General features: G+C 57.3%; 13 protein-coding genes. 2 read left to right on the top strand and 11 right to left on the bottom strand.

The annotated features are described in order from the left end of the window. On the top strand, nt 1–870 hold an 870-nt coding region (locus M989_RS01825), incomplete at its 5' end, for an MFS transporter (RefSeq protein ID WP_064541235.1). 136 nt (nt 871–1006) lie between these two features. On the opposite strand, the gene M989_RS01820 is transcribed toward M989_RS01825, so the two are convergent. Further along, nucleotides 1007–3067, bottom strand: a complete 2061-nt coding sequence (locus tag M989_RS01820) for an AsmA family protein (protein WP_064541232.1) — start codon at nt 3065–3067, stop codon at nt 1007–1009. A gap of 76 nt (nt 3068–3143) precedes the next feature. Continuing rightward, nucleotides 3144–3914 carry a cyclic-guanylate-specific phosphodiesterase gene (gene pdeH / locus M989_RS01815; RefSeq protein WP_064541229.1) on the bottom strand — a complete coding sequence of 257 codons (771 nt, stop codon included), beginning with the start codon at nt 3912–3914 and terminating at the stop codon, nt 3144–3146. Nucleotides 3915–4141: 227 nt separating this feature from the next. On the opposite strand from pdeH, the gene kdgK reads away from it, so the two are divergent. Continuing rightward, nucleotides 4142–5071 carry a 2-dehydro-3-deoxygluconokinase gene (gene kdgK, locus M989_RS01810; protein WP_064541226.1) on the top strand — a complete coding sequence of 310 codons (930 nt, stop codon included), beginning with the start codon at nt 4142–4144 and terminating at the stop codon, nt 5069–5071. A 252-nt stretch (nt 5072–5323) separates the two neighbouring features. Here kdgK and M989_RS01805 read toward each other — a convergent pair whose 3' ends face one another. From M989_RS01805 to bcsR, 9 genes are all read right to left on the bottom strand, one after another. Next, nucleotides 5324–6811, bottom strand: coding sequence for a M16 family metallopeptidase (locus M989_RS01805; RefSeq protein ID WP_064541222.1), 1488 nt, complete (start codon nt 6809–6811; stop codon nt 5324–5326). A 228-nt stretch (nt 6812–7039) separates the two neighbouring features. Continuing rightward, nucleotides 7040–8326 carry a dicarboxylate/amino acid:cation symporter gene (locus M989_RS01800; RefSeq protein ID WP_064541219.1) on the bottom strand — a complete coding sequence of 429 codons (1287 nt, stop codon included), beginning with the start codon at nt 8324–8326 and terminating at the stop codon, nt 7040–7042. Between the two features lie 145 nt (nt 8327–8471). Beyond that, nucleotides 8472–10487 (bottom strand): biofilm formation regulator HmsP, encoded by a 2016-nt coding sequence (gene hmsP, locus M989_RS01795; RefSeq protein WP_064541216.1) that lies wholly within the window; start codon nt 10485–10487, stop codon nt 8472–8474. Between the two features lie 148 nt (nt 10488–10635). Continuing rightward, nucleotides 10636–13932, bottom strand: coding sequence for a cellulose synthase complex outer membrane protein BcsC (bcsC, locus tag M989_RS01790; RefSeq protein ID WP_064541213.1), 3297 nt, complete (start codon nt 13930–13932; stop codon nt 10636–10638). Further along, nucleotides 13914–15011, bottom strand: coding sequence for a cellulose synthase complex periplasmic endoglucanase BcsZ (gene bcsZ, locus M989_RS01785; protein ID WP_064541210.1), 1098 nt, complete (start codon nt 15009–15011; stop codon nt 13914–13916). The genes bcsC and bcsZ overlap by 19 nt, the downstream gene beginning before the upstream one ends. Nucleotides 15012–15017: 6 nt before the next feature. Continuing rightward, the gene (gene bcsB / locus M989_RS01780; protein ID WP_064541209.1) at nt 15018–17321 is read right to left on the bottom strand and encodes a cellulose biosynthesis cyclic di-GMP-binding regulatory protein BcsB; all 2304 of its coding nucleotides are present in this window, start codon (nt 17319–17321) and stop codon (nt 15018–15020) included. Nucleotides 17322–17334: 13 nt separating this feature from the next. Further along, a complete protein-coding gene (gene bcsA / locus M989_RS01775; protein WP_064541205.1) occupies nt 17335–19953 on the bottom strand; it encodes a UDP-forming cellulose synthase catalytic subunit in 2619 nt (872 codons plus the stop codon). Then, the gene (gene bcsQ / locus M989_RS01770; protein WP_064541202.1) at nt 19950–20702 is read right to left on the bottom strand and encodes a cellulose biosynthesis protein BcsQ; all 753 of its coding nucleotides are present in this window, start codon (nt 20700–20702) and stop codon (nt 19950–19952) included. The genes bcsA and bcsQ overlap by 4 nt, the downstream gene beginning before the upstream one ends. Before the next feature lie 9 nt (nt 20703–20711). Beyond that, nucleotides 20712–20912 carry a cellulose biosynthesis protein BcsR gene (gene bcsR, locus M989_RS01765; protein ID WP_064541198.1) on the bottom strand — a complete coding sequence of 67 codons (201 nt, stop codon included), beginning with the start codon at nt 20910–20912 and terminating at the stop codon, nt 20712–20714. Nucleotides 20913–21130 lie beyond the last annotated feature (218 nt).

Genomic DNA, 21130 nt, shown 5'->3' with positions numbered 1-21130 from the left:
GAGAACGCCCCGCCGCGTAAGCGTGCGCTGTACGGCTCGTTCCCGCAGTTGGGCGCGCCGATTGGCTTCTTCTTTGCGAACGGCACTTTCCTGCTGCTCTCCTGGCTGCTGACCGACGAGCAGTTCATGACCTGGGGCTGGCGCGTGCCGTTTATCTTCTCGGCAGTGCTGGTGATCATTGGCTTGTACGTTCGCGTGTCGCTGCATGAAACGCCGGTATTCGCCAAAGTGGCCGCCGCGAAGAAACAGGTCAAAGTGCCGATGGGCACGCTGCTCAGCAAACACGTGCGCGTGACGGTACTCGGTACCTTTATCATGCTGGCAACCTATACGCTGTTCTACATCATGACCGTCTACTCGATGACCTACAGCACCGCCGCCGTGCCACACGGTCTGGGTTTGCCGCGTAACGAAGTGCTGTGGATGCTGATGCTTGCGGTGATTGGCTTTGGCGTAATGGTGCCAATCGCGGGCCTGCTGGCGGACCGTTTTGGTCGCCGCCCAAGCATGATCGTCATTACCAGCCTGATTATTATTTTCGCGCTGTTCTTCTTCCAGCCGCTACTGGGCTCCGGGAACCCGGCGCTGATTATGCTGTATCTGCTGGTCGGCCTGAGCCTGATGGGGCTAACCTTTGGCCCAATGGGGGCGCTGCTGCCGGAGCTGTTCCCGACGGAAGTCCGCTATACCGGAGCCTCCTTCTCCTACAACGTGTCGTCGATTCTGGGCGCGTCGGTCGCGCCGTATATCGCAGCATGGCTGCAGTCGAACTACGGGCTGGCCGCCGTTGGCATCTATCTGGCTTGTATGGCGGCGCTCACGCTGATTGCGCTGCTGTTAACCCATGAGACACGCCATCAGTCACTGTAGCGTATTTGCCGGATGGCGGCGCTCAAGCGCCTTATCCGGCCTACATCCTGCTGTTAACCCATGAGACACGCCATTAGTCACTGTCATGGATTTGCCGGATAGTGGCGCAACAGCGCCCTATCCGGCCTGCTCCTTCTTACTTCTTCATCTGGGTCAGAATCGTTCGGCACTGGTTTGCCTCGCCTTCGGAGGGGGAAATCAGCGCCAGCAGCGCGGCGGCCGGCGTGACCAGCGTCGCCAGCGCGGCGGCGACTGCGCCGCGGGCGATAAGCGGCCCCGCCTTCACTCCGGCCTGCGGATTCTTGAAGGTACCGCGCACGTACAGCGGCGAGCGCAGGGTAATAATGCGTATGCCTTTGCTTTCCGGGTCGATCGTTAAATCCAGCTGCTCAGAGGCAAAGCTCGCCGTGCCGCTAATGCTGATCAGCGCGTTTTCGGTATCAAAGGCGAAAATCTGCGGGCGCGCCACGCCGTTAACGATATCAAGATTAGCCGCCGCACAGTTCACCCGCACTTCATCGTCGCCAAAAATCTGCCCGACAATAAAGTTACCGACGTTCAGCCCCACAATCTCCATCAGGTTACGGCTGATTAAACCGTCGTTCATCAGCAGCTTCAGATTGCCGTTGCTGTTGCCGAGCAACGCCGCCACGGAGTTACCGGTACCCCGGATCTCGGCGTCGCCACTCATCTCGCCGAGCGTTTTCTGCATCAGTTCAACGTCCGGCATCAGCGCTTTTAGCTTCAGACGGCGGGCCTGAATATCCGCCCGCCCCTGCATCGGCTTTTTGTCCCCTTCCAGATGAATGTTGGCGTTGACGCTACCGCCCGCCAGGCCAAGCTTCAGCGGCTGCAGACGCAGGTCGGCATTTTTCAGCACGATGTGAGTCGAGAGATCGCTAATCGGCAGGCTGCTGCCGTGCTCAATACGCCGCCCCTTAAAGCGGACGTCGGCATCCATCACGTTCCATTTATCGGTTTCAAAGCGGTCATACGGCAGCACTTTGTCGGCTGGCTGAATGCTTTTCTCGCCCTTTTTCTGCTCTGCACGCTTCGACTGTTCTGCTCCTTTGCCAGAATCGACGCCAATCAGCGGGCCTAAATCCGCCAGCCGCAGCTGGCGCGACTCCAGATCGCCCTCCAGCTTCGGACGCGGCTTACCGGTGGTGTAACTAAGCGAACCGTGAATATCGCTGTCGCCAATCCGTCCGTTAAAGCCGCGGTAGTCAAAGACCGATGACTTTTCAGTATCAATTTTCGCCACCAGCCGACCGTCGGTCTCAAACGGCGGCGTATCGGGCAGCAGCACGCCGGTCAGGTCATACAGATCCGCCAGCGAATCGCCGGAGAATTTCAGCTGCAGGTCGACGCCGCCCATCTTCATCGGGTCGTTCACCACCCCGGCAAACGCTACCCGGGTATTCCCGGAGCGGAAATCGGCCTGCACCGGAAACGAGGCATCCGCGCCGCGCAACGCCAGCATGCCGCCAATTTTCCCCGTGCCGCTCAGCGGTTCGCCGTTATAGCGCCCTTTCGCCTTCAGACCAAAAACGTAATCTTCAACGCTGGATTTTTCGTTTTTACCTTTATCGCCCGTCACCTCACTAAACGGCAGCGGCTTGCCCAGCGGATCGACGAGGATCTCAATGTCCGCCTTGCTAACCTTGTCATCAATCGCAATCCGCCCCTGGTCGAAGAGAATATTGTCGAGGCGGAAAGACCAACTGGAGGGCTGTGCGTTAGGGTCTGGCTGTTTGTCCCCGGCGAGATTAAAGGTCCAGTTATTGTTTTTTTCTGACAGTCGAACCAGCCGCGCATCGGGTTTTACCAGTTTAACCCACGGTAGCCAGACGGTTTTGGTCAGCAGCGCCAGCGGCGCGAGCGTGGCTTCCACGCGGGGGAGATGGACCATCGTGTTACCGGGAATATCCGGCGGATTGCCGAGCGTAATATCTTCCGCATGGACGTGCGGCCACGGCACCCAGCTTCGCCAGCCGGTTTCCTGCTTCTGGCGCTCCCACACCACGCCTAAATCACCGTGGATAGCGAACGGACGGTTAAGTTCTGTAGAGACTTTCTGGTTGATGGTCGGTTTGAGTCGGTTCCAGTCAAAGGTCGCTATCACCACGATGAGTACGACGATCAACAACAAGAAAGTCCCTGCTACTCCGGCGGTAATTTTGCCTGCTCTGGTCATATTCTGCTTCCTCGCTTCTTCCCTTGCCTGTCCTAAAGATAGACCAGACAGATGGATTTACCGGAAACAGCCTGATTCAGAGGGACAAAAATACCTCTTCAAGATGGGCAAAGGGTATTGGACGAGAAAGAAAATAGCCCTGCGCCGCATGCGCTGGCGACTGCTGCACTTCACGCCACTCTTCCAGCGTCTCAACGCCTTCCACGATCACCCCTTCACAGTAGCGGTTCATCAGCTCCAGAAGCAGGATGAAGAGCTTACGGCCTTCCGGAGTTTTGCGCAGCATTATGAACAGGTCGCGCGCCACCTTGATGTAGTCATAGCGCACTTCGTTCAGCGCCGAGAAGTTGGCCATCCCGGTACCAAAATCATCCAGCCACAGCGGGCCGAATTCACACAGCGAGGCCACCGAAGAGTCCTGCGGCAGCGGCATATGTTCTACCAGTTCGAAGCGCAGCCACGGCAGCGTTTCAATCATCGTTCTCAATATCCGGTCCTGGCGCATTTCCAGCAGCGTAGGCGCATCGACGTTAACCGACGCCAGCACCTTATTCTGTTCAAAAAATTGTTTCTTTTTTGCCAGCATCGCCACCTGTTCTTTGATGACGTGGATCCGCTGGCCGATAGAGACTGCGGCGAAGTAACGATCCGGGGCAATACGTTTTTGCGGTTGAGAGGGATGGGTCACTATCGTTAGCACTTCGATCGCCATCAGGCGGCCTTGCGTGGTGTAGATAGGCTGGTAGGTATAGACGCGCTCACACTCTTGCCAATAACGCAGCTGCTGTAGGCTTTCTAGCTCCGTATCAGGAACTCTCGCCCGCTGGCTCACCTGCTTTAACGTCATTTAAGCTTCCTGTGAATAGAGGGTCTGAGGGTCTGGTGTTAAGGTTATCGGCGTAGCCATTGAGAACTTTATGTCCAACGTGGGCATTTTATTTTTCCGTATTGACGACAAATACGTCGTAACACGCGCTAGCTCAAAAAAAATAATGGAACGTTGTTTTAATATAGTTGACCATCGATTAGCCACAGCGCACACTACGAAAAATTTACCGAATCAGGTTGATGACTATGTCCAAAAAAATTGCCGTGATTGGCGAATGCATGATTGAACTGTCCGAGAAGGGCGCACAAGTTAACCGCGGCTTTGGCGGCGACACCTTAAATACGTCCGTCTATATCGCGCGTCAGGTCTCCCCTGCAGAACTCAGCGTCAACTACGTGACCGCGCTGGGTACCGACACCTTCAGCCAGCAGATGATGGACGCCTGGCAGGCAGAGAATGTCAAAACCGACCTGATTCAACGCATGAGCGACCGTATGCCGGGCCTGTACTACATCGAAACCGATGACACCGGCGAGCGTACCTTCTACTACTGGCGTAACGAAGCCGCCGCTAAATTCTGGCTGGAGAGCGAGCAGTCCGCCGCTATCTGCGAACAGCTGGCGAGCTTTGACTACCTCTATCTGAGCGGTATCAGCCTGGCGATTTTAAGCCCGGCCAGCCGCGAGAAACTGCTGGCGCTGCTGAAGCAGTGTCGCGCGAACGGCGGTAAGGTCATTTTTGACAACAACTATCGTCCGCGCCTGTGGGCCAGCAAAGAAGAGACGCAGCAGGTTTACCAGCAGATGCTGCAATGCACCGATATCGCCTTCCTGACCCTCGACGACGAAGACGCGCTGTGGGGCGAGAAGCCGGTTGAAGAAGTCATTGCCCGTACTCAGGCCGCTGGCGTGAGCGAAGTGGTGGTGAAACGCGGCGCAGACTCCTGCCTGGTAGCCATCGCAGGTGAAGCACTGGTTGACGTGCCGGCGGTTAAACTGCCGAAAGAGAAAGTGGTTGATACCACCGCCGCTGGCGACTCTTTCAGCGCGGGCTACCTGTCCGTGCGCCTGACCGGCGGCGATGCGGCGGCAGCGGCGAAACGCGGCCACCTGACGGCGAGCACCGTGATTCAGCATCGTGGGGCGATTATTCCGCGCGAGGCCATGCCGGCGTAAGGCAGCAGAGACAAAAAAACCTCTTCCGGTTGGGAGAGGTTTTTTTTCGTCTGGAGGCTGGGAGCGGAGTTTTCCCCTCACCCCGGCCCTCTCCCCAAAGGGGCGAGGGGGAAAGGCAGACGTCAACATTTGCACGCTCGGCCCACTCTCCCCAAAGAGGCGAGGGAGAAAGGCGGGCATCAGCATTTGCACGATCGGTCCCCTCTCCCCATTGGGGAGAGGGTTAGGGTGAGGGGGCTCGCACCGGGCAAATCACTGCGCCGGTGGAATATCCGTCACATCCTGATGACTGTCATCCACTGCCGCTGCTTCTGGCTTCGACGCCAACATGATCTTACTCCATGTATCCTGGAGATCCTTCATGTTGAACTCGGGCTCGCCGGTTGGCTGCTGTAAAATCAGCGCCATATCCTGCGACAGCTGCTGGCGCAGATCCTGATTCAGCATTTCCACCGTCAGCGAATCGAGGAAGCTCTGACGTAATTTCTGGTACTGCTCTGGCGCAATATCCACCACCTGATTTTGCAGCGAACGCATACGCTGGCTAATCAGCACGTCGGTATCCATGCGCGCGTAGGTCGCAAACAGCTTTTGCAGCTCCAGCTTTTTCTGCGCGACCAGCGCATCGAACTCATCCTGCGGTAGCCCATTATCACGAACGTTAGCCAACTCTCGCGCCACCAGCCCCAGATTGCTCTCCAGCTTTTCACCCGGCGAATCAAGATTGATGCCGCACTGCGCACGCAGGTACAGTACCCGGCAGTCGAAGCCCAGCCCGATATCTTTGGTGTTGGTTCGGCTCAGCTTCTGCTGAACATGCCAGAACAGCGCCTCGCGGGAGAGATCGGCGCGCCAGTAGCGCAGCAGCGCTGCCGACTCACGGATAGGCGTCCACGGCGCGTCCCACATGATGGATAAACGATCCTGACGGACCGCGTTGGTCATAATGCTGACCGCCTCCGGGCGCAGCGGCGACAGCGTCGGCAGCGCTGCCGGCATCTCACGTTTGCCCTTCAGTTCGCCAAACGCTTTACTAATCTGTTCAATCGTTGCACGACTGTCGACGTTGCCTACCACAATCAGCGTCATCGCGTCCGGGGTGTACCATTTCTGATAGAACTCGGCGACCTGTTTAGCGTCTACCGGCATTTTCAGCGGTTCCGCCGGGTCGTGGCCCAGCATCGTCGACCCCTTAAGACGATAGCGCCACCAGCCTTCTTTGGTATCCTGCGGCCAGGTCGCGACCATATCCTGCACGCCTAGCGCGTAATTGACGCTTTCCTGGGTGATGTTCGGTTTGCCCAACGAGCTGGCCAGCCAGTTCAGCGCCTCTTTTTGCAGATCGCTACGGTTGTTCGGCAGACTCAGGTTAAAACGGGTGTAATCATACGAGACGACCGCGGGAGGCTGCGGGCGCTTTGGGTCAATACCCTGCTGCCACATCGAGCGCGCCTGCATGGTTGGCAGACTGCCGCTTTGGGTCAGCGCGATACGAGGAATAAGGTGGCTGAAGCCGGTCTGCTGAGCGCTTTCATTCAGCGAACCAATATCAATAGAGAGCCGGATTTCTACACGGTCACTCGGGCGCTGCGGCGTGGCAAGTACCTGCCACTGGAAGCCATTAGACAGCGTACCTTGTTGCCAGGCCGGGTCCGGCTGGAGCGCTTCTGCCTGCACATAGCTGGCCGCTGCCATCATCAGCAAACCACCGGCTAAAAGTCGAATTGTTGTGCCCTGCATGTGAACCCCTGATGAACGTTCCTGGTTACAAAGACAACCGCCATCGGGCGATCGCCTAAAATAATGAAGTAAATACGTCAGTTAGACCACACGATCGCAAAAACGTCACATGGCTCGGAAAAATAAAATGCACGACAGCCATAGGCTAGCATAGCCCATTCATGACGCCGCCTAATTATGCGCAGGAGCCCGCACTCCAGCAAGGGAGTACGGGCGTAAGTGGGAGGATTAAGAGGATAATTCGTGCGGTTTTTTCGCAGTCGGACGGTTATTGAGCACGTCGTCCAACTGTTGAGCGTCCAGCTGTTTCACGCGTTTCGCGACCACGATAGTCGCCACGCCGTTACCAATCAGGTTGGTCAGCGCGCGCGCTTCGGACATAAAGCGGTCAATACCCAGAATTAAAGCCAGACCGGCAACCGGTAAATGGCCCACCGCAGAGATAGTCGCCGCCAGCACGATAAATCCACTGCCGGTCACTCCCGCCGCCCCTTTCGAGGAGAGCAGCAGCACCACCAGCAACGTCACCTGATGGAAGATATCCATATGGCTGTTGGTCGCCTGGGCGATAAACACCGCCGCCATCGTCAGGTAAATCGAGGTGCCGTCGAGGTTAAATGAGTAACCGGTAGGAATAACCAGACCCACCACCGATTTACGGCACCCCAGTTTCTCCATTTTATCGAGCATACGCGGCAGCGCGGACTCCGACGAAGAGGTGCCCAGCACAATCAGCAGTTCTTCTTTGATATAGCGGATAAATTTGAAAATGCTGAAACCGGTCGCGCGGGCGATAGAACCCAGCACCACCACCACGAACAGAATACAGGTGATGTAGAAGCAAATGATAAGCTGCCCCAGCTGCACCAGCGTCCCCACGCCGTATTTACCGATGGTGAAGGCCATGGCGCCGAAAGCACCGATAGGCGCGAGGCGCATAATCATGTTGATGATACCGAAGATGACCTGCGAGAAGCTTTCAATAACGTTGAAAATCAGCTGGCCCTTGTTACCCAGACGGTGCAGCGCAAAGCCAAACATCACCGCAAACAGCAGCACCTGCAGGATGTTACCGCTGGCAAAGGCACCGATCACGCTCGATGGAATGATATCCATCAGGAAAGGGATAATCCCTTGATCTTTCGCCTGTTCCGCGTACATGGCGACCGCTTTGGCATCCAGCGTCGCCGGGTCAACGTTCATCCCGGCGCCGGGTTGAACCACGTTCACAATGATCAGGCCGATAATCAGGGCGAGAGTACTGACCACTTCAAAGTACAGCAACGCCACTGCGCCAGTGCGGCCAACCGCTTTCATGCTTTCCATGCCAGCGATCCCTGTTACTACGGTACAAAAGATAACCGGCGCGATAATCATTTTAATCAGTTTGACGAAGGCATCGCCGAGCGGTTTCATTTGTGCGCCCAATTCCGGGTAATAGTGACCGAGCAACACGCCGATCACTATCGCCGTTAACACCTGGAAATAGAGGCTTTTGAAGAAAGAGGTTTTCATAGGATGTCCTTAAGCTATAGCCACAGGAAAAGTAGGGTTTATTTTCACCTGTGAGCACAAAATAACATCCAAGAAACATAATCGAAATATTTGTACGTTGATTTGATATTTAATTGTTAAATCTTTGAGCTGACACGCACAATCGCTATGTTCTGTCACTCGGTAGCAGCGATTTCTCCTGGCCGAGATAATCCTGCTCGAACACCTCCGATGGCACCGCACGGGCGAAGAGAAAACCCTGCAACACATCGACGTTCGACGCGCGTAGCCATTCATATTGTTGTTGATTTTCAACGCCTTCAGCCACGACCTTCAGATTGAGACTGCGCCCAAGCTGAATAATGGCCGATACCATGCTGGCGTCTTCTGGCAAGGTGTCGATAAAGATTTTATCAATCTTCAGGATGTCGACCGGTACGGACTTCATATGTTGCAACTGGCGCAGCCCGGCATAGCCCATGCCGAAGTCATCCAGCGCGATACGCACCCCGGCGTTCCGCAGCGGACGCAGGATCGCCACGGCAGCTTTCGGGTCGTCGATACGGCGGCTTTCGGTCACTTCCAGCACCAGCGTGCCGGGCGCAATGCGGTAGCGGTTAAGCAGTTCCAGCATGTCGGAGACCATATCGTGGTGTAGCAGCTGCAACGCAGAGATATTTACCGACAGCGGCAGCATAATGCCGCGCGACTGCCACACCGCCAGCTGACGGCAGGCTTCTTCCAGCACCCAATGGCCGACGGTGACCATCAGGCCACAGGACTCGATACTGTCGATCAAATCGTTAGGTAACGCCCAGCTACCGTCCGGCTGGCGCTGGCGTAGCAGCACCTCGGCGCTACACACCTTACCGGTGGCGGTATCCACCTGCGGCTGAAGCCAGATGGAAAACTGTTGCGTATCGAGCGCCGTCAGAATATCGCTCTCTTCAGTCAGCCGTTTCTGCGCCTTGATCATCTGCTCAGGGTCGAAGAACTCAATCTGGTTTTTGCCCTTACGACGTGCGGTAAAGGCAGCAGAGAGTGAACGTCGGTAGAGCTGCTCCGCCGTCAGCTCTTCGTTGGACATGGCGATGCCGATGCTGGCGCTCGGGCGCAGTTGGATGCCCTGCAACGGTAAACGCTCATTCATAATAGTAAGTACTTGCTGACTTAATGTAATGGCGTGCCACGGTTCTTTGACACCGTAAGCCAGAATAGCGAAGTCATAGCCGCTGACCTGCGCCAGTACCATACGCGGCGAGATCACCTGCTTAATTTTCTCGGCTAACGTCAGCAGCAGCATTTCACGCTGCGCCTCTTTCAGCACCCCTGCGGTGTCCTGCAGGGTTTCGCAGGCAATCGCCAACAGCGCTACCGGCGTTTTGCGCGCCAGACTTTGCTCCAGCAACCCTAGCAAGAACGCTTTGTTTGGCAGGTCAGAAACCGGGAAACGCGTTGATTGACTGCTGAGTTCATCGTACTGGCGTAATAAGGCCTGCTGGTTACGGTTATAGCTGCGAACCAGCGTGCCGATTTCATCATCGTGGTGCAGGCGCGGCAGCGCCAGCTGATGCCCGATGCGGTCTGCACCCGGTAGATCGTGAATCTCATAGGCGATGCTGCGCAGCGGCCTGACAATCAGCCGGTTAATACACCACGTGAGGGCAACGGTCAGTATCAGCACCAAAAGAAAGTAAGCGGTCACTATCGTTGCCAGCGCGCTCATCACGAACTTATACATGCGCCAGGAGTCGGCCTGAAGCACCAGATAGGCCAACGGCTGCGGGTTTGCCGGACGTTCAAGCGAATAGAGCGGCAGCGATATCTGCACCGGCAGCTCGAAAATACGGGTGATGTTCACCGGAACGGGGCGTTCCGGGATAAAGCTCATGCGCAGCGCCTGAAACTGATTTGGCAGCACCACATCTGCACGGCTAACAATGCCCGATGGCTGAATACGTCCAAGAATGGACTCCGCTTCCGGGATATCCGCTTTGAGGATGGCGGCAGAAAGGGGTTGACGTACAGAGCGCGCGATACTCTCTAATTGTGCAGCCGTGTTATAGCGATCCTGCTGCACGAAATGGAACAGCAAAATAAAGCAAAAGATGAACAAAAACAACATGGTAACAACAGCAACCATTGCCATTTGTTTTATAGTAAGTGAACGGCTGACGCGCAAAAGAGCTCTCCACAGATACGAACGTATTGCTCAGGCATTGAGAATAACGAGGCTGGCGACAAAGTCAAAACGGACTCTGGCGCGATAATTATAACCCGGCATCAAGCCGGGTTATATAAGACGAATACCTATAACAGGATAGATGAAGTTACCAGTCGGCGTACGGCACCAGCGGCTGCGGCGGCATGTCGAGGTCGCCCTGCCACCCGGCGGCGGAATAACGCAGGTACAACAGCGCGTGGCTTGGGGTGTAATCTTTCGCCTGCTGAATATCAACGCCAGCACCGATAAACCAGTTGGATGTGACCCGGCGTTCGACGATGGCTCGCGCGGTGTAGCCGAAGCCCTGGCTGCTACCGCCGCCGTTGCTATCCTCGCTCGCGTCCTGTTTCCATTGCGACGGAATCAGGTTCATCAGCGGGTAACGTGGCTCGGTTTTCGTACGCGAATGCGACCAGGAGACAGAGCCCCCCAGCTCCCACGACCAGTTTTCCGTGCGTTGACGCCAGTTCACCGGCACGGCGAAGGAAACGTACTCCTGCGGGCTGTAATAGCCGCCCTGACCTAGCGTATAGCCGCTCAAATCCTTCTGGTAATGCCAGATCATGTTGTTCAGCCCGACGGTCACCCGGCGGTTGTTCTCGTTGATGACCTTGTAGTAGTAGCCGGTCATCCAACGCACGCGCCAGTTATCAGCGACGTTTTTGCCGGTCAGCTGATCGCCGCTCAACGAGGCCCATACGCCGTTGGCTTCACCTTTGTCGTAACTCAGGCTCAGGCCACCGCCGTTGGCGCGTACACCGCCCCAGGTCGTACCGGGATGTGCGCCGCTGCTGTTGTCTTTCTGTCCGCCGAACGCCAGCAGCGAGCTGGAAATAGGCCGACGGTGTGCGTTGAGCGTGTAGCCCAACGGGCCGAGGTCGTTGCTGTAGCTCAGGCTACCGACCACATCAACAACGTTAAAGCCAATCGGCGTGGTACCGATATCGGCGTTCCAGGTATCGTTCTTCCAGCCCACGGCCACGCTAGCACCGCTATCGCTCTGATTCGCCGAGCCATGACAACGGGCTAAATCACAGGTTCCCCACTGCTCTTTATGGTAGCCATTTTTGTCGGTGGAGAAACTCCCGACATCCATATTGACCAGATCGGAACGGAAGAACATCCGCCCATCGGCGAGCGGCGCATCCACCTGCAGCATGGTGGTGTGCGCTTTCAGATCCGAATAGCCACCCGTACCGTTCGAGCCCCAGAAATCATGCTCCAGCGTGACGTTCAAATCTTGCTGACGATAGAGGTCGGCGGCATCGCTGCGCACGCCGCGCTTGAGCCAATCATCTTTTTCATCGTTGCGCGTCAGGCGGGTAAAGGTGCCATTATCCTGCGACCGCGCCGGGGTAATCTGCGCCGCCACCATGGCATCTTTGTAGGTTTCCAGCGCCTGCTGCGGGTTACCGTCCTGCGCCTGATAACGCGCCGCGTCACGCAGCACCATCGCGCTTTCCATTGACGGCGGCTGCGCTTTCGCTTGCGGCACCAGAGCTGTCAACATCTTCTGAGCCGTATCCGTCTCGCCCAGCTGCGCGCTGACCAACGCAATACGGCGCTGGGTACTGAGCGAACGTTCACCCTCTGTCGGCAGTTCAGCCAACTGCTGGCGCGCCGCCAACGCGTTGCCGTCAGCAGCATAGACCTCCGCGAGCCCCAGGTGGGCATCCTCATCATGAGGGTCTTTCGCCAACACCGCGTTGTATTCGGCCAACGCAGCGGCGCTATCACCCCGCTGCTGCGCCCAATCGGCAAGCGTTGAATGAATACGCGCAGACTCCGGCTGCTGTTTCAGCAATGCAATGGCCTGCGGCTCTTGTCCTGCGTCGCGCAGACGGTTTGCCTGGGCGATCAGCTGGTCGCTACGCAGACGCTGGTCCAGCTCGCGAATGTTGTCAGTCCACTGCGATGACGGCAGTGCGGCCAGATGCGTCAGCGCCGCCTGGTCCTGACCGTTACCGGAGAGATACAGCCCGTAGGCGTACACCTGCTCGGCGTCGGTCGGTTTCTTATGCGCCAGGTTGAGCATCAGACGGTCGGCTTCGCCGCGCTGCCCCGCGCTCACCAGGTCGCGGGAAAGGCGATAGGTGATCCACACATCGTCCGGCGACAGCGCCAGACGCTGGCGCTGAAGCGCCGCTGCCTGCGCCCACTCACCGCGGTTTTCCAGGGCTTCCGCCTGCTGTGAAAGCCGATCGTTGGTCAGGCTACGTTCAATATCATCAATACTGCGGCGTTGGCTGGCCGAGAGGCTGTTAATAAAAGCGGTCGCTTTTTCCGGCGACTCGGCGCGATAGATATTGGCCAGCCCGCGCACCGCGCCGCTGTTGCCACGGTCAAGGCGCAGCGCCTGTTGGTAGTAGCGCGCGGCGGCGGCGCTATCTTTACGCGCTATCGCCACGTCGCCCAGACCTTGTACCGCATAGCTGTCGGTGGCATCCAGCTTACGCGCCTGCTGGTAGAAGCTCTCCGCCTGCGCCAGATTATTGGCTTTCAGCGCCGCGTCGCCTTTGCGGATCAGCGGCCAGTACAGTTCCCAGGTCTGCGGTTTATTCGCCTCAGCTTCGGCCTCTTTCGCCTTCGCAAGGAACACCGGATCCGCCAGCTGTTTTTGCTGCTCGGCCAGCAGCGCACGCGCGCTGTCCGCCGATTCACCGCTGGTGAAAATTAACAGATAACGCTGTAGCGCCTGCACGCTGGAGGGACTGGCTGGCTGGTTTTTAATGGCCTTAAACCAGAGGTCGGCTGCCGGTCCGCGACCGCCCGCCGATTTCGCCATCTGCTCGAGTACCGCAAATGCCGCATCGCGCTGGTTGTCGGCCAGGAGCGTATTCGCCAGCGTCATTTGCAGGCCAACGTTGCCGGGGTTTTTCTGGTTCAGCGATTGCAGTTGTTTGAGCGCTTCGTTGTGGCGGGCGGGCAGTTTCGCCACCGCCGTCCAGTACTCGACGGCATAGTCGCCATCTGGCGGCGGGCCGTTAAACGCTTTTTCATATTCCGCCAGCGCTTCCGGCACGTGACCGGTGGTGGCGAGCAGGCGCGCCTGCTGTAGCGCCTGACGCCCGGCATCGGTATTCAGGCCAATTTCCGCGCGCGAAGCGTTGTACTCCGCGGAATTCGGCGCGACCTGCGCCAGTTTTTTCAGCTGCTGCTGCGCACCCGCGGTATCCCCCTGACGCAGCATGTAGCGCAGGCGAGCCGCCAGCACCTTCGGGTTGTTGGGATTAATCAGCTCCAATCGATACAGCGACTGCTGCACCAGATCCTCACGTTTGCTGGCTTCGCCAAGACGCACCTGGTTGAGCAACTGCTCTTCCGCCGAGGTGTCCGCGAAGACCGGCTGTACCAACGACAGCCCCAGAGAGAGGGGGAGTAAACTTAGTGTGAACTTGCGCATTCCTGGCCCCAGTCAGGTAGTAATTCGCCGCGGGCGCTGAAGCGAAAACGGTGTTGATCCCAGCCCTGACCAAAGAGGGTCAGAACATAACTATAATAAGCATCCGCGCCGGGAAAATGGTCGGTAACACGCTGGCGCTGTACGGCCTGAGGGTCACGATCTTGTAAGAACGGCAGCAGTGCAGCCGAAAAACCGACCGGACCATCACCGGTCACTTTCCCCGTGGCGATCGCCACTTTCTCCGGGGGAAGGCCCTGCCGGGCGGTCTGCGCCGCCATTGGGTTAAAGCGTTTAAGCAGATGCGCTTTTTGCGGGTCTGCGTCGTTCATCATTCCCACCCACAAATAGACGCGAATCGCATCATAACCGCCGACCGTATTCGCTTCTTTTAGCTGCCAGCCCTTCGCTTTTTCGTAGCTCACCCAGTCCGGCGAAAAGCCTTTCGGGGCAGTGTCGAGCAACAGTTTGAGGTTGGTATCGCGCAGCGTGGTCCACGGTGCGCCGAAGCGGCTGAAATACTGCGCCACCTGCGGAGGGAAATAGCTGGGGTTAAAACGCCAGCGCGTCTCTTCGGCAAAACCGACGCGACCCGGCAGGAGCATCAACCCCAGGCCCGGTACGTTCGCCACTTCATCGTCGGCAATCTTCGCCAGCATCGCTTTGCCGGTAGCGGTATAGTCGTCGTTTTTCCACAGTCGACCGGCCTCCAGCAAGGCCCAGGCAATCCAGATATCGGAGTCAGAGGCGGAATTACTGTCCAGTACCGTCCACGCGTCTTCGCTCTTTTTACCCCATAACCAGGCCGGAAGATGCTCGCGCAGCGAGCCCTGCGCCAGATTGTTCTGCGTCCAGTTAAACAGAGTGGCGAACATCTGACGATCGTTGGCCGCGAGGGCAAAGAACAATCCGTAGCTTTGCCCCTCTGAGGTAGTGATTTTGCGAGAGTCACTGGGATCGATCACGCGCCCTTCTGCGCTCACGTAATCCTTTTTAAACTGCTCCCAGGCCGGCCAGTCACAGGCAGCCTGTACCTGGCCGCCAAGGGCGCACAGCAGAACGATCCAGCTCAGTATCTTCATCGCGGCTTACTCGTCTTCCGGATCCAGACGACGACGGCTGAGGATACGCAGCAGACGCCACAGAACCCAGGCCAGCAGCACGATGCTGATCGCCGCAAAGATAGCCAGCAGCACCGGATGGTTGGAGAGCGCAAACCAAACGCGTTCAAACCACGGCAGATGGCCGACGTAGTAGATGTCCCCCACGCGCAGGCTGCTGACGCCAGATTCACGAATTACCGATACCGAACCAAACATCGCCGCGCGTTTACCGCTGTCGTTCAGCGCGCCATTCAGCAAGTTATAGCCGCTGGCGCTGTCGGCCAGCAGCGCGATCACGCTGCGCTGTTGGTAATACGGTGATTCAAAGCCGACGATCGCCGCCATTGGGCCATCGGATGTGATGCCCGTCTGCACGCTCGGCTGACGGTCATCTTCATCCAGATAGATGCTCGGCAGATCGTTGTGACGCACCGGCGTTTTCACCCAGCTTTGGGCCGCATTGACCAGCAGGTCGATATGCTTATCGTCCTTGAGCTGCTGCGGAATCGAACCAATCAGCAGCAGATCGGCATCTTTACTCTTAATCTGGCTACCATCATCGATAATGGTCATGCTGGTGCCCGCCAGACCGGTTTGCCCACCCACGACGCCCACGGTGTTCAACAAGGTGCTAACCTGTGCTTCAGACGGCGTCTTCGGCATCACAATCACCGTATCGGACAGGTCCGCCATGCGGGTAAACGGGAAGCCCGCGTTGGCAAAGGTGCGCAAATCCGGCATCGGCAGGAAGTGGTAGTAGTGCGAGAAGTCGATGGTTGAATCGTCGCCAATCACCACGTGGTTCTGTACCGGCTGGAAGGTGACGCAGTTATCAATCGAGCCGCCCGGCATTGGATTCATATACTGGAAGTCAAAGCGCAGCTGGTTCATCGCCCCCAGACGCAGCGCCGGGATGCTAATGTCATTCTTGCCATCCAGCAGGCCCTGCAGCACCGGCAGGCGCAGCATCAGCTTGTTAACGTCCTGAGTACTCTCCAGATTAAATGACTGCAGGAACTGGTTGTTGAGGCTGATGTCCATGCGCGAGCTGTCTTTCACCGGCGGCATGGTGTAGCGATATTTCAGGTCCATATCGATGCCGGTGCTGCGCATCAGGTACAGATCCGGCGGCAGATTCAGCGACAGGTTGATGGAGGCAGGCTCCAACCCGGTAGACTGTAGCTGCTGTTCGTAGGTTTTCAGCTCACCGAAGGTGACCGGGCGGTCGGTACGTACCCAGTTCGGCGCATCGTACGGCACGCGTGGCCGCAGCGGCTTCACTTCATCCACGGTGACGCTATCACCACGGAACAGAATGTTGCCCGAGGCAATGCCCTGCGCCGCTTTCAGCAAATCTTTATCGTCACGGCCAAACACCACCAGCAGCTTCATATACGGGTTGCTCGGGTGGTCGATCATTTCGATCGTCGGCGCGTTGACCGCCGGATGCTCGCGCAGGAAGTCCGGACGACGATCGTTGGTGGCAAAGACGATCGCGTTACGCTCCGGCAGCGTGTTAAACAGCACCGGGAAATTCTGACCGCGCCAGCCCGCTTTCGCGCCAAACCACGAGGCGATGATTCCCGCCGCCTGCTGCTGTTGCAGATCTGGCGAGGCGGCAAAGACCATCGGCAGTTCCAGCGTGCGGTTGTCGCGCGTGTCAAAGAACGGCACCGGGAAGTGCGAAAGATCGTTACGCACTTTCAGCGAACGGTAGGTCAAATCCAGGGAGCTGTTACGCGCTACGTCCAACCAGACGGTATTGTTGGCCGGGTTTTCGCACACGTCACGGTAGTGGCCGATAAACTCCAGGCGAACGCGGTTAAAATCGGTGATGTACAGCGGATCGACCGCGATCTGCGCCGTCACTTTTTTACCTAGCTGCTCTTTGGTCACCGGCAGGACGTCCATCAGTTCATCATTCAGATAAACCTTCAACTGCGAGGTGATCGGCAGCAGGGACGGCGACGGGGTGTAGGTCAGATTAAGCTGCGCCTTCGACACCACTTCGTCGCTGCGCATGCCAAACTCCACGCCACCGTCCGGATTCGAACCGCGCAGCACCATGCTGCCCGGCGGTGGCGCAATCTGGGCGAAAGAAAGCTTTACGTCGCGGCTTGGCGCGTCTTCCACGACCACCGGCGCGGCGTCGGGCGTAGGCGCCGTAGCGTCCTGCTGAACGGTGGGCGTCACCGACACCTCTGGCGTCGTTTCTGAATGCGTCGTGAGCGGCAGTAAACTGCCCATGCCCACCGCCACTGCACAAATCCAGGAAAGGTTTCTTTTCATCGCATAATCATCATTATTGTTGAGCCAAAGCCGATAGCGGATGCTCGACCACCGCGTCACGTTCCGGACGGCGCGGTACAAACGAGGCCACCCACGCCACCAACAAGGTGAGCGACCGGAAAATTTCCTTTGCCACCGGCGGCGCAAACTCGGCCAGGTGACGATAACCACGGAATCCTAACTTCAGAATATCGAACAAACTTTCCAGCGGTTTATCTTCCGGGAAGCTGTCCTGCCACAGCGCCCACGTATCCGCGCGCGCAAACGTACACTGTACAAAGTCGATATGCTGTCGCGTGCTCATTGGCAGCAGCTTGAGACCGACTTCGCTGCCCAAAACGCGCACCACCTGGGTCGGGAAGGCATATTCCTGCTGGCCGCGTTTTAGCAACAGGTTCACCTTCTGCTCTTCCAGCACCTGAGCGTCGCCGTTGATACGAATGCCGACGCCGCCGTCGGAGAAGTCGTGGACCGTACAGGAGAACAGGTGACCGTCTTCACGGGAAATCGCCCCCGGCATTTTGATTTCTACACGATGCGAGCGGCGCACCTGCTTGCTCTCGACCGACACGGCAACCGCGCCGCCGAGAATAATCAGGTTATAGAACACCCAAATCAGACTGATCCATACGGTGAGAATTTCGTTCTCCGGGCCGTACATATAGCGCCAGATGCCGAACGCCACGCCAACCAGGTTTAACAGCACAAGGAAGATATACGGTCTTGAGATCACCCAATCGACGTACTCTTCCTCCACCAGCCCGCCCTTGGCGGTCACGTTGAATTTGCCTTTATGCGGGTTAAACAGCGCCACCATGGTCGGCGGCGCGATGTACCAGGCCAGCACCGTTTCATAGATTTCACTCCAGAAGGAGTGGCGATATTTACCCTGAATCTTCGAGTTGGTGAGGCTGGCGTGAATCATGTGCGGCAGCACGAACAGCGCAATCATCAACGCCGGGGCGTAGATGATGTAAGCGTGTAGCAACAGGAAAGCCAGCGGCGCGGTCAGGAAGATCAGCCGCGGCACGCCCGATAAGAAGTGGAACATGGCGTTGAGATAGCAGAGCCGCTGCGGCAACTTCAACCCTTTGCCAAACAGAGGGTTATCAAGGCGGAATATCTGCACCATGCCACGCGCCCAGCGGATACGCTGGCCGATGTGCGCCGACAGGCTTTCCGTCGCCAGCCCCGCCGCCTGCGGCAAACGCATATAGGCTGAGGTGTAGCCGCGACGGTGCAAACGCAGCGAGGTGTGCGCATCTTCGGTTACCGTTTCCACGGCGATACCGCCAATTTCATCCAACGGCTTACGACGGATGACCGCACACGAGCCGCAGAAGAAGGTCGCGTCCCACATGTCGTTGCCATCCTGCACCAGGCCGTAGAACAGCGTGCCTTCGTTCGGTGTTTTACGGAAACGCCCCAGGTTACGTTCAAACGGGTCTGGAGAGAAGAAGTGGTGCGGCGTCTGCATCATCGCCAGCTTTTTATCCTTCAGGAACCAGCCCATGGTCATTTGCAGGAACGAGCGCGTCGGCACGTGGTCGCAGTCGAAGATGGAGACGAACTCGCCTTTCGCCAGCTTCAGCGCGTTGTTGATGTTCCCCGCTTTTGCATGTTCATGCGTTGTACGCGCGACATACTCAACGCCGACGTCTTTCGCAAACTGGCGAAATTCTTCACGGGCGCCGTCATCAAGGATCCACACTTTCACCTTGTCTTTCGGCCAGTCGATACCGAGTGAGGCATAAACGGTATTTTTCACCACGTTCAGATCTTCGTTGTAAGTCGGCACAAAGATATCGACCGTCGGCCATTCGTTCATGTCTTTCGGCAGCGGTACCGGATGACGATTCAGCGGCCAGACCACCTGGAAGTAGCCCAGGACCAGCACTATCCAGGCATAGGTTTCTGCAAACAGCAGAATCAGCCCGCATACCAGGCTGACGGGGTCGTTCCAGTTCAGCGTTGAGGTATAGCGCCACCAGATGTAGCGACAGGATACCGTCAATGACAGGACGATCAGCATCAGCGCGGAGAAACGACCGGGAATACGGCGCACCAGCAGGGCCATGCCCCACAACAGCATCAGAAAAATAAACTGTGAAATCGGGTTAAACGGCTGCGTGATACACACCAGCGCCAGCAGCAGCGATAACACCACGGCAACGCCAAGCACAAACCGCCGCAGTTTTGGGTTCAGGTGCGCCAGCTCTTTTTTGTGGTCGAGATGGCCGGTTTGCGCGTTCACGCCGCCAGGCAGCGATTCTGCCCACTGATTATAACGCTCACGCAGCCGATCGACGCCGGCTAAAGGCCGCCAGGCGACGGCACGTCGGGTTTCCGGCGGCTTGCTGATGATAAGCCACAGCGCCTGCAGCAGGTAACGTAGCGGATCTAACGGTCGAGGACGGGCAAAACGAATATGCGGAAACAGCTCATCCTGACGTGCTTGCAGCGCCTGCCAGCGCGGGTTTTCTAGCGGTAAAAACATCCACGCCAGCCCAACCCACAGGCAGGCCAGCGTCGCGGCGAGCCAGGAAGAGCCGGCACGCCGATAGCCGATATAGCGCGCGCGCAGCTGCGCATACACCGACGGGGCGAATATCCAGCTACTGAGGCGAATCATGTTTCGCGCTCCTCCGCCGGGTGGTGACCGGCATAATGCATCAGGCACCAGTTTGCGAGGGTAATCATCTCTTCCGCGGCCAGCGAGTCATGACGATATTCGCCCAACGGCTGCTTGCTGGCCAGGCTTTCGGCCATCGCCTCATCGCGATGGACCACCACCGGTAACAGATGTCGCTGCGTTTGCAGCCAAATCTGATACAGATCTTCCTGCAGCGGGCTACTCATGCGCAGTCCGTTAAGCAGAATATGGGTATTGGCAGGCAGCGGCTGCTGATGCAAACGAATATGGCAGTTGGCGTCAGGCTTCACGATGGTCAACGTGTAGTGGCAAGCCTCGATAAGGGCAGGCGTCCACGGATAAAAGCCGTGCGGCACGTCGATGAGTATCCACTGATAGCGCCCCTCACGCTCCAGCGTCTGGGCAATTTCGGTGATGATCGACAGCGTGTCGCTGAGTACGGCCACATTCTGTCGATCGCCGGGTTGCAGTTTGCCGAACGGCAGCACGTCGATCTGTGCGGTATAACGGAGCGCGCTATCGCGCCAGTCCTTACCGTCCCGCACCGCGCGCGCCCAGCCGCTTTCACGAGCGATATCATCGTTAAATGACAGGCGCAGCATATTGTCGGGGCTGGCATCGATGACCAACACCGACTCCCCGAGCAGTTGCAATGACCACGCGAGGGCCGCCGTGATTGACGTTGTGCCCACGCCACCGCGCACGCCCTGTAATCCCAGAATAGCCATTCGGCTTCCTTATTTTTGTTCGGCTTTTTGTTCTGCAAACTCTGATAGCAGCGGCCAGCGCTTAAACGCCGCAGCTAATTTTTCACGCTGGGAAATATCAGTGTAATCTATATTGGGTAGAGAGAAAGCTCGGCTCAATGCGAGAAAGTCATTCTGGAAAGTGTAACCGAGTTGCGAATCAACCGATGTCATCGGTTCGTTATCTGGCATTTCTTTACTCCCTCTGAAATCAAAGTACGAATGCGCCACCTCTTTCGAATGGCAACCTTTCCATGAAATTCGTTTATACTCATCATACTTCAGATGGCAATGAGCACATCCACTTCTACTCATTCCAGCCACATAGTTATGCAATTTTCAGGGGATTCACTCACTTATCGCCTGACGATAACTCGAATTATTCAGAGTATACATGCTAAATCTGATGC

This window comes from Kluyvera georgiana ATCC 51603 (assembly GCF_001654985.1).
In the GTDB taxonomy this organism is placed as follows: domain Bacteria; phylum Pseudomonadota; class Gammaproteobacteria; order Enterobacterales; family Enterobacteriaceae; genus Kluyvera; species Kluyvera georgiana.
This window is presented reverse-complemented; position numbering and strand designations above follow the sequence as displayed.

Excerpts from the sequence above, each read along its gene's own strand:
- M989_RS01800 (WP_064541219.1), bottom strand. The coding sequence starts at position 8,326 with ATGAAAACCTCTTTCTTCAAAAGCCTCTATTTCCAGGTGTTAACGGCG.
- pdeH (WP_064541229.1), bottom strand. The coding sequence starts at position 3,914 with ATGACGTTAAAGCAGGTGAGCCAGCGGGCGAGAGTTCCTGATACGGAG.
- M989_RS01820 (WP_064541232.1), bottom strand. The coding sequence starts at position 3,067 with ATGACCAGAGCAGGCAAAATTACCGCCGGAGTAGCAGGGACTTTCTTG.
- kdgK (WP_064541226.1), top strand. The coding sequence starts at position 4,142 with ATGTCCAAAAAAATTGCCGTGATTGGCGAATGCATGATTGAACTGTCC.
- bcsC (WP_064541213.1), bottom strand. The coding sequence starts at position 13,932 with ATGCGCAAGTTCACACTAAGTTTACTCCCCCTCTCTCTGGGGCTGTCG.
- bcsB (WP_064541209.1), bottom strand. The coding sequence starts at position 17,321 with ATGAAAAGAAACCTTTCCTGGATTTGTGCAGTGGCGGTGGGCATGGGC.
- bcsZ (WP_064541210.1), bottom strand. The coding sequence starts at position 15,011 with ATGAAGATACTGAGCTGGATCGTTCTGCTGTGCGCCCTTGGCGGCCAG.
- M989_RS01805 (WP_064541222.1), bottom strand. The coding sequence starts at position 6,811 with ATGCAGGGCACAACAATTCGACTTTTAGCCGGTGGTTTGCTGATGATG.
- bcsR (WP_064541198.1), bottom strand. The coding sequence starts at position 20,912 with ATGCCAGATAACGAACCGATGACATCGGTTGATTCGCAACTCGGTTAC.
- bcsA (WP_064541205.1), bottom strand. The coding sequence starts at position 19,953 with ATGATTCGCCTCAGTAGCTGGATATTCGCCCCGTCGGTGTATGCGCAG.
- bcsQ (WP_064541202.1), bottom strand. The coding sequence starts at position 20,702 with ATGGCTATTCTGGGATTACAGGGCGTGCGCGGTGGCGTGGGCACAACG.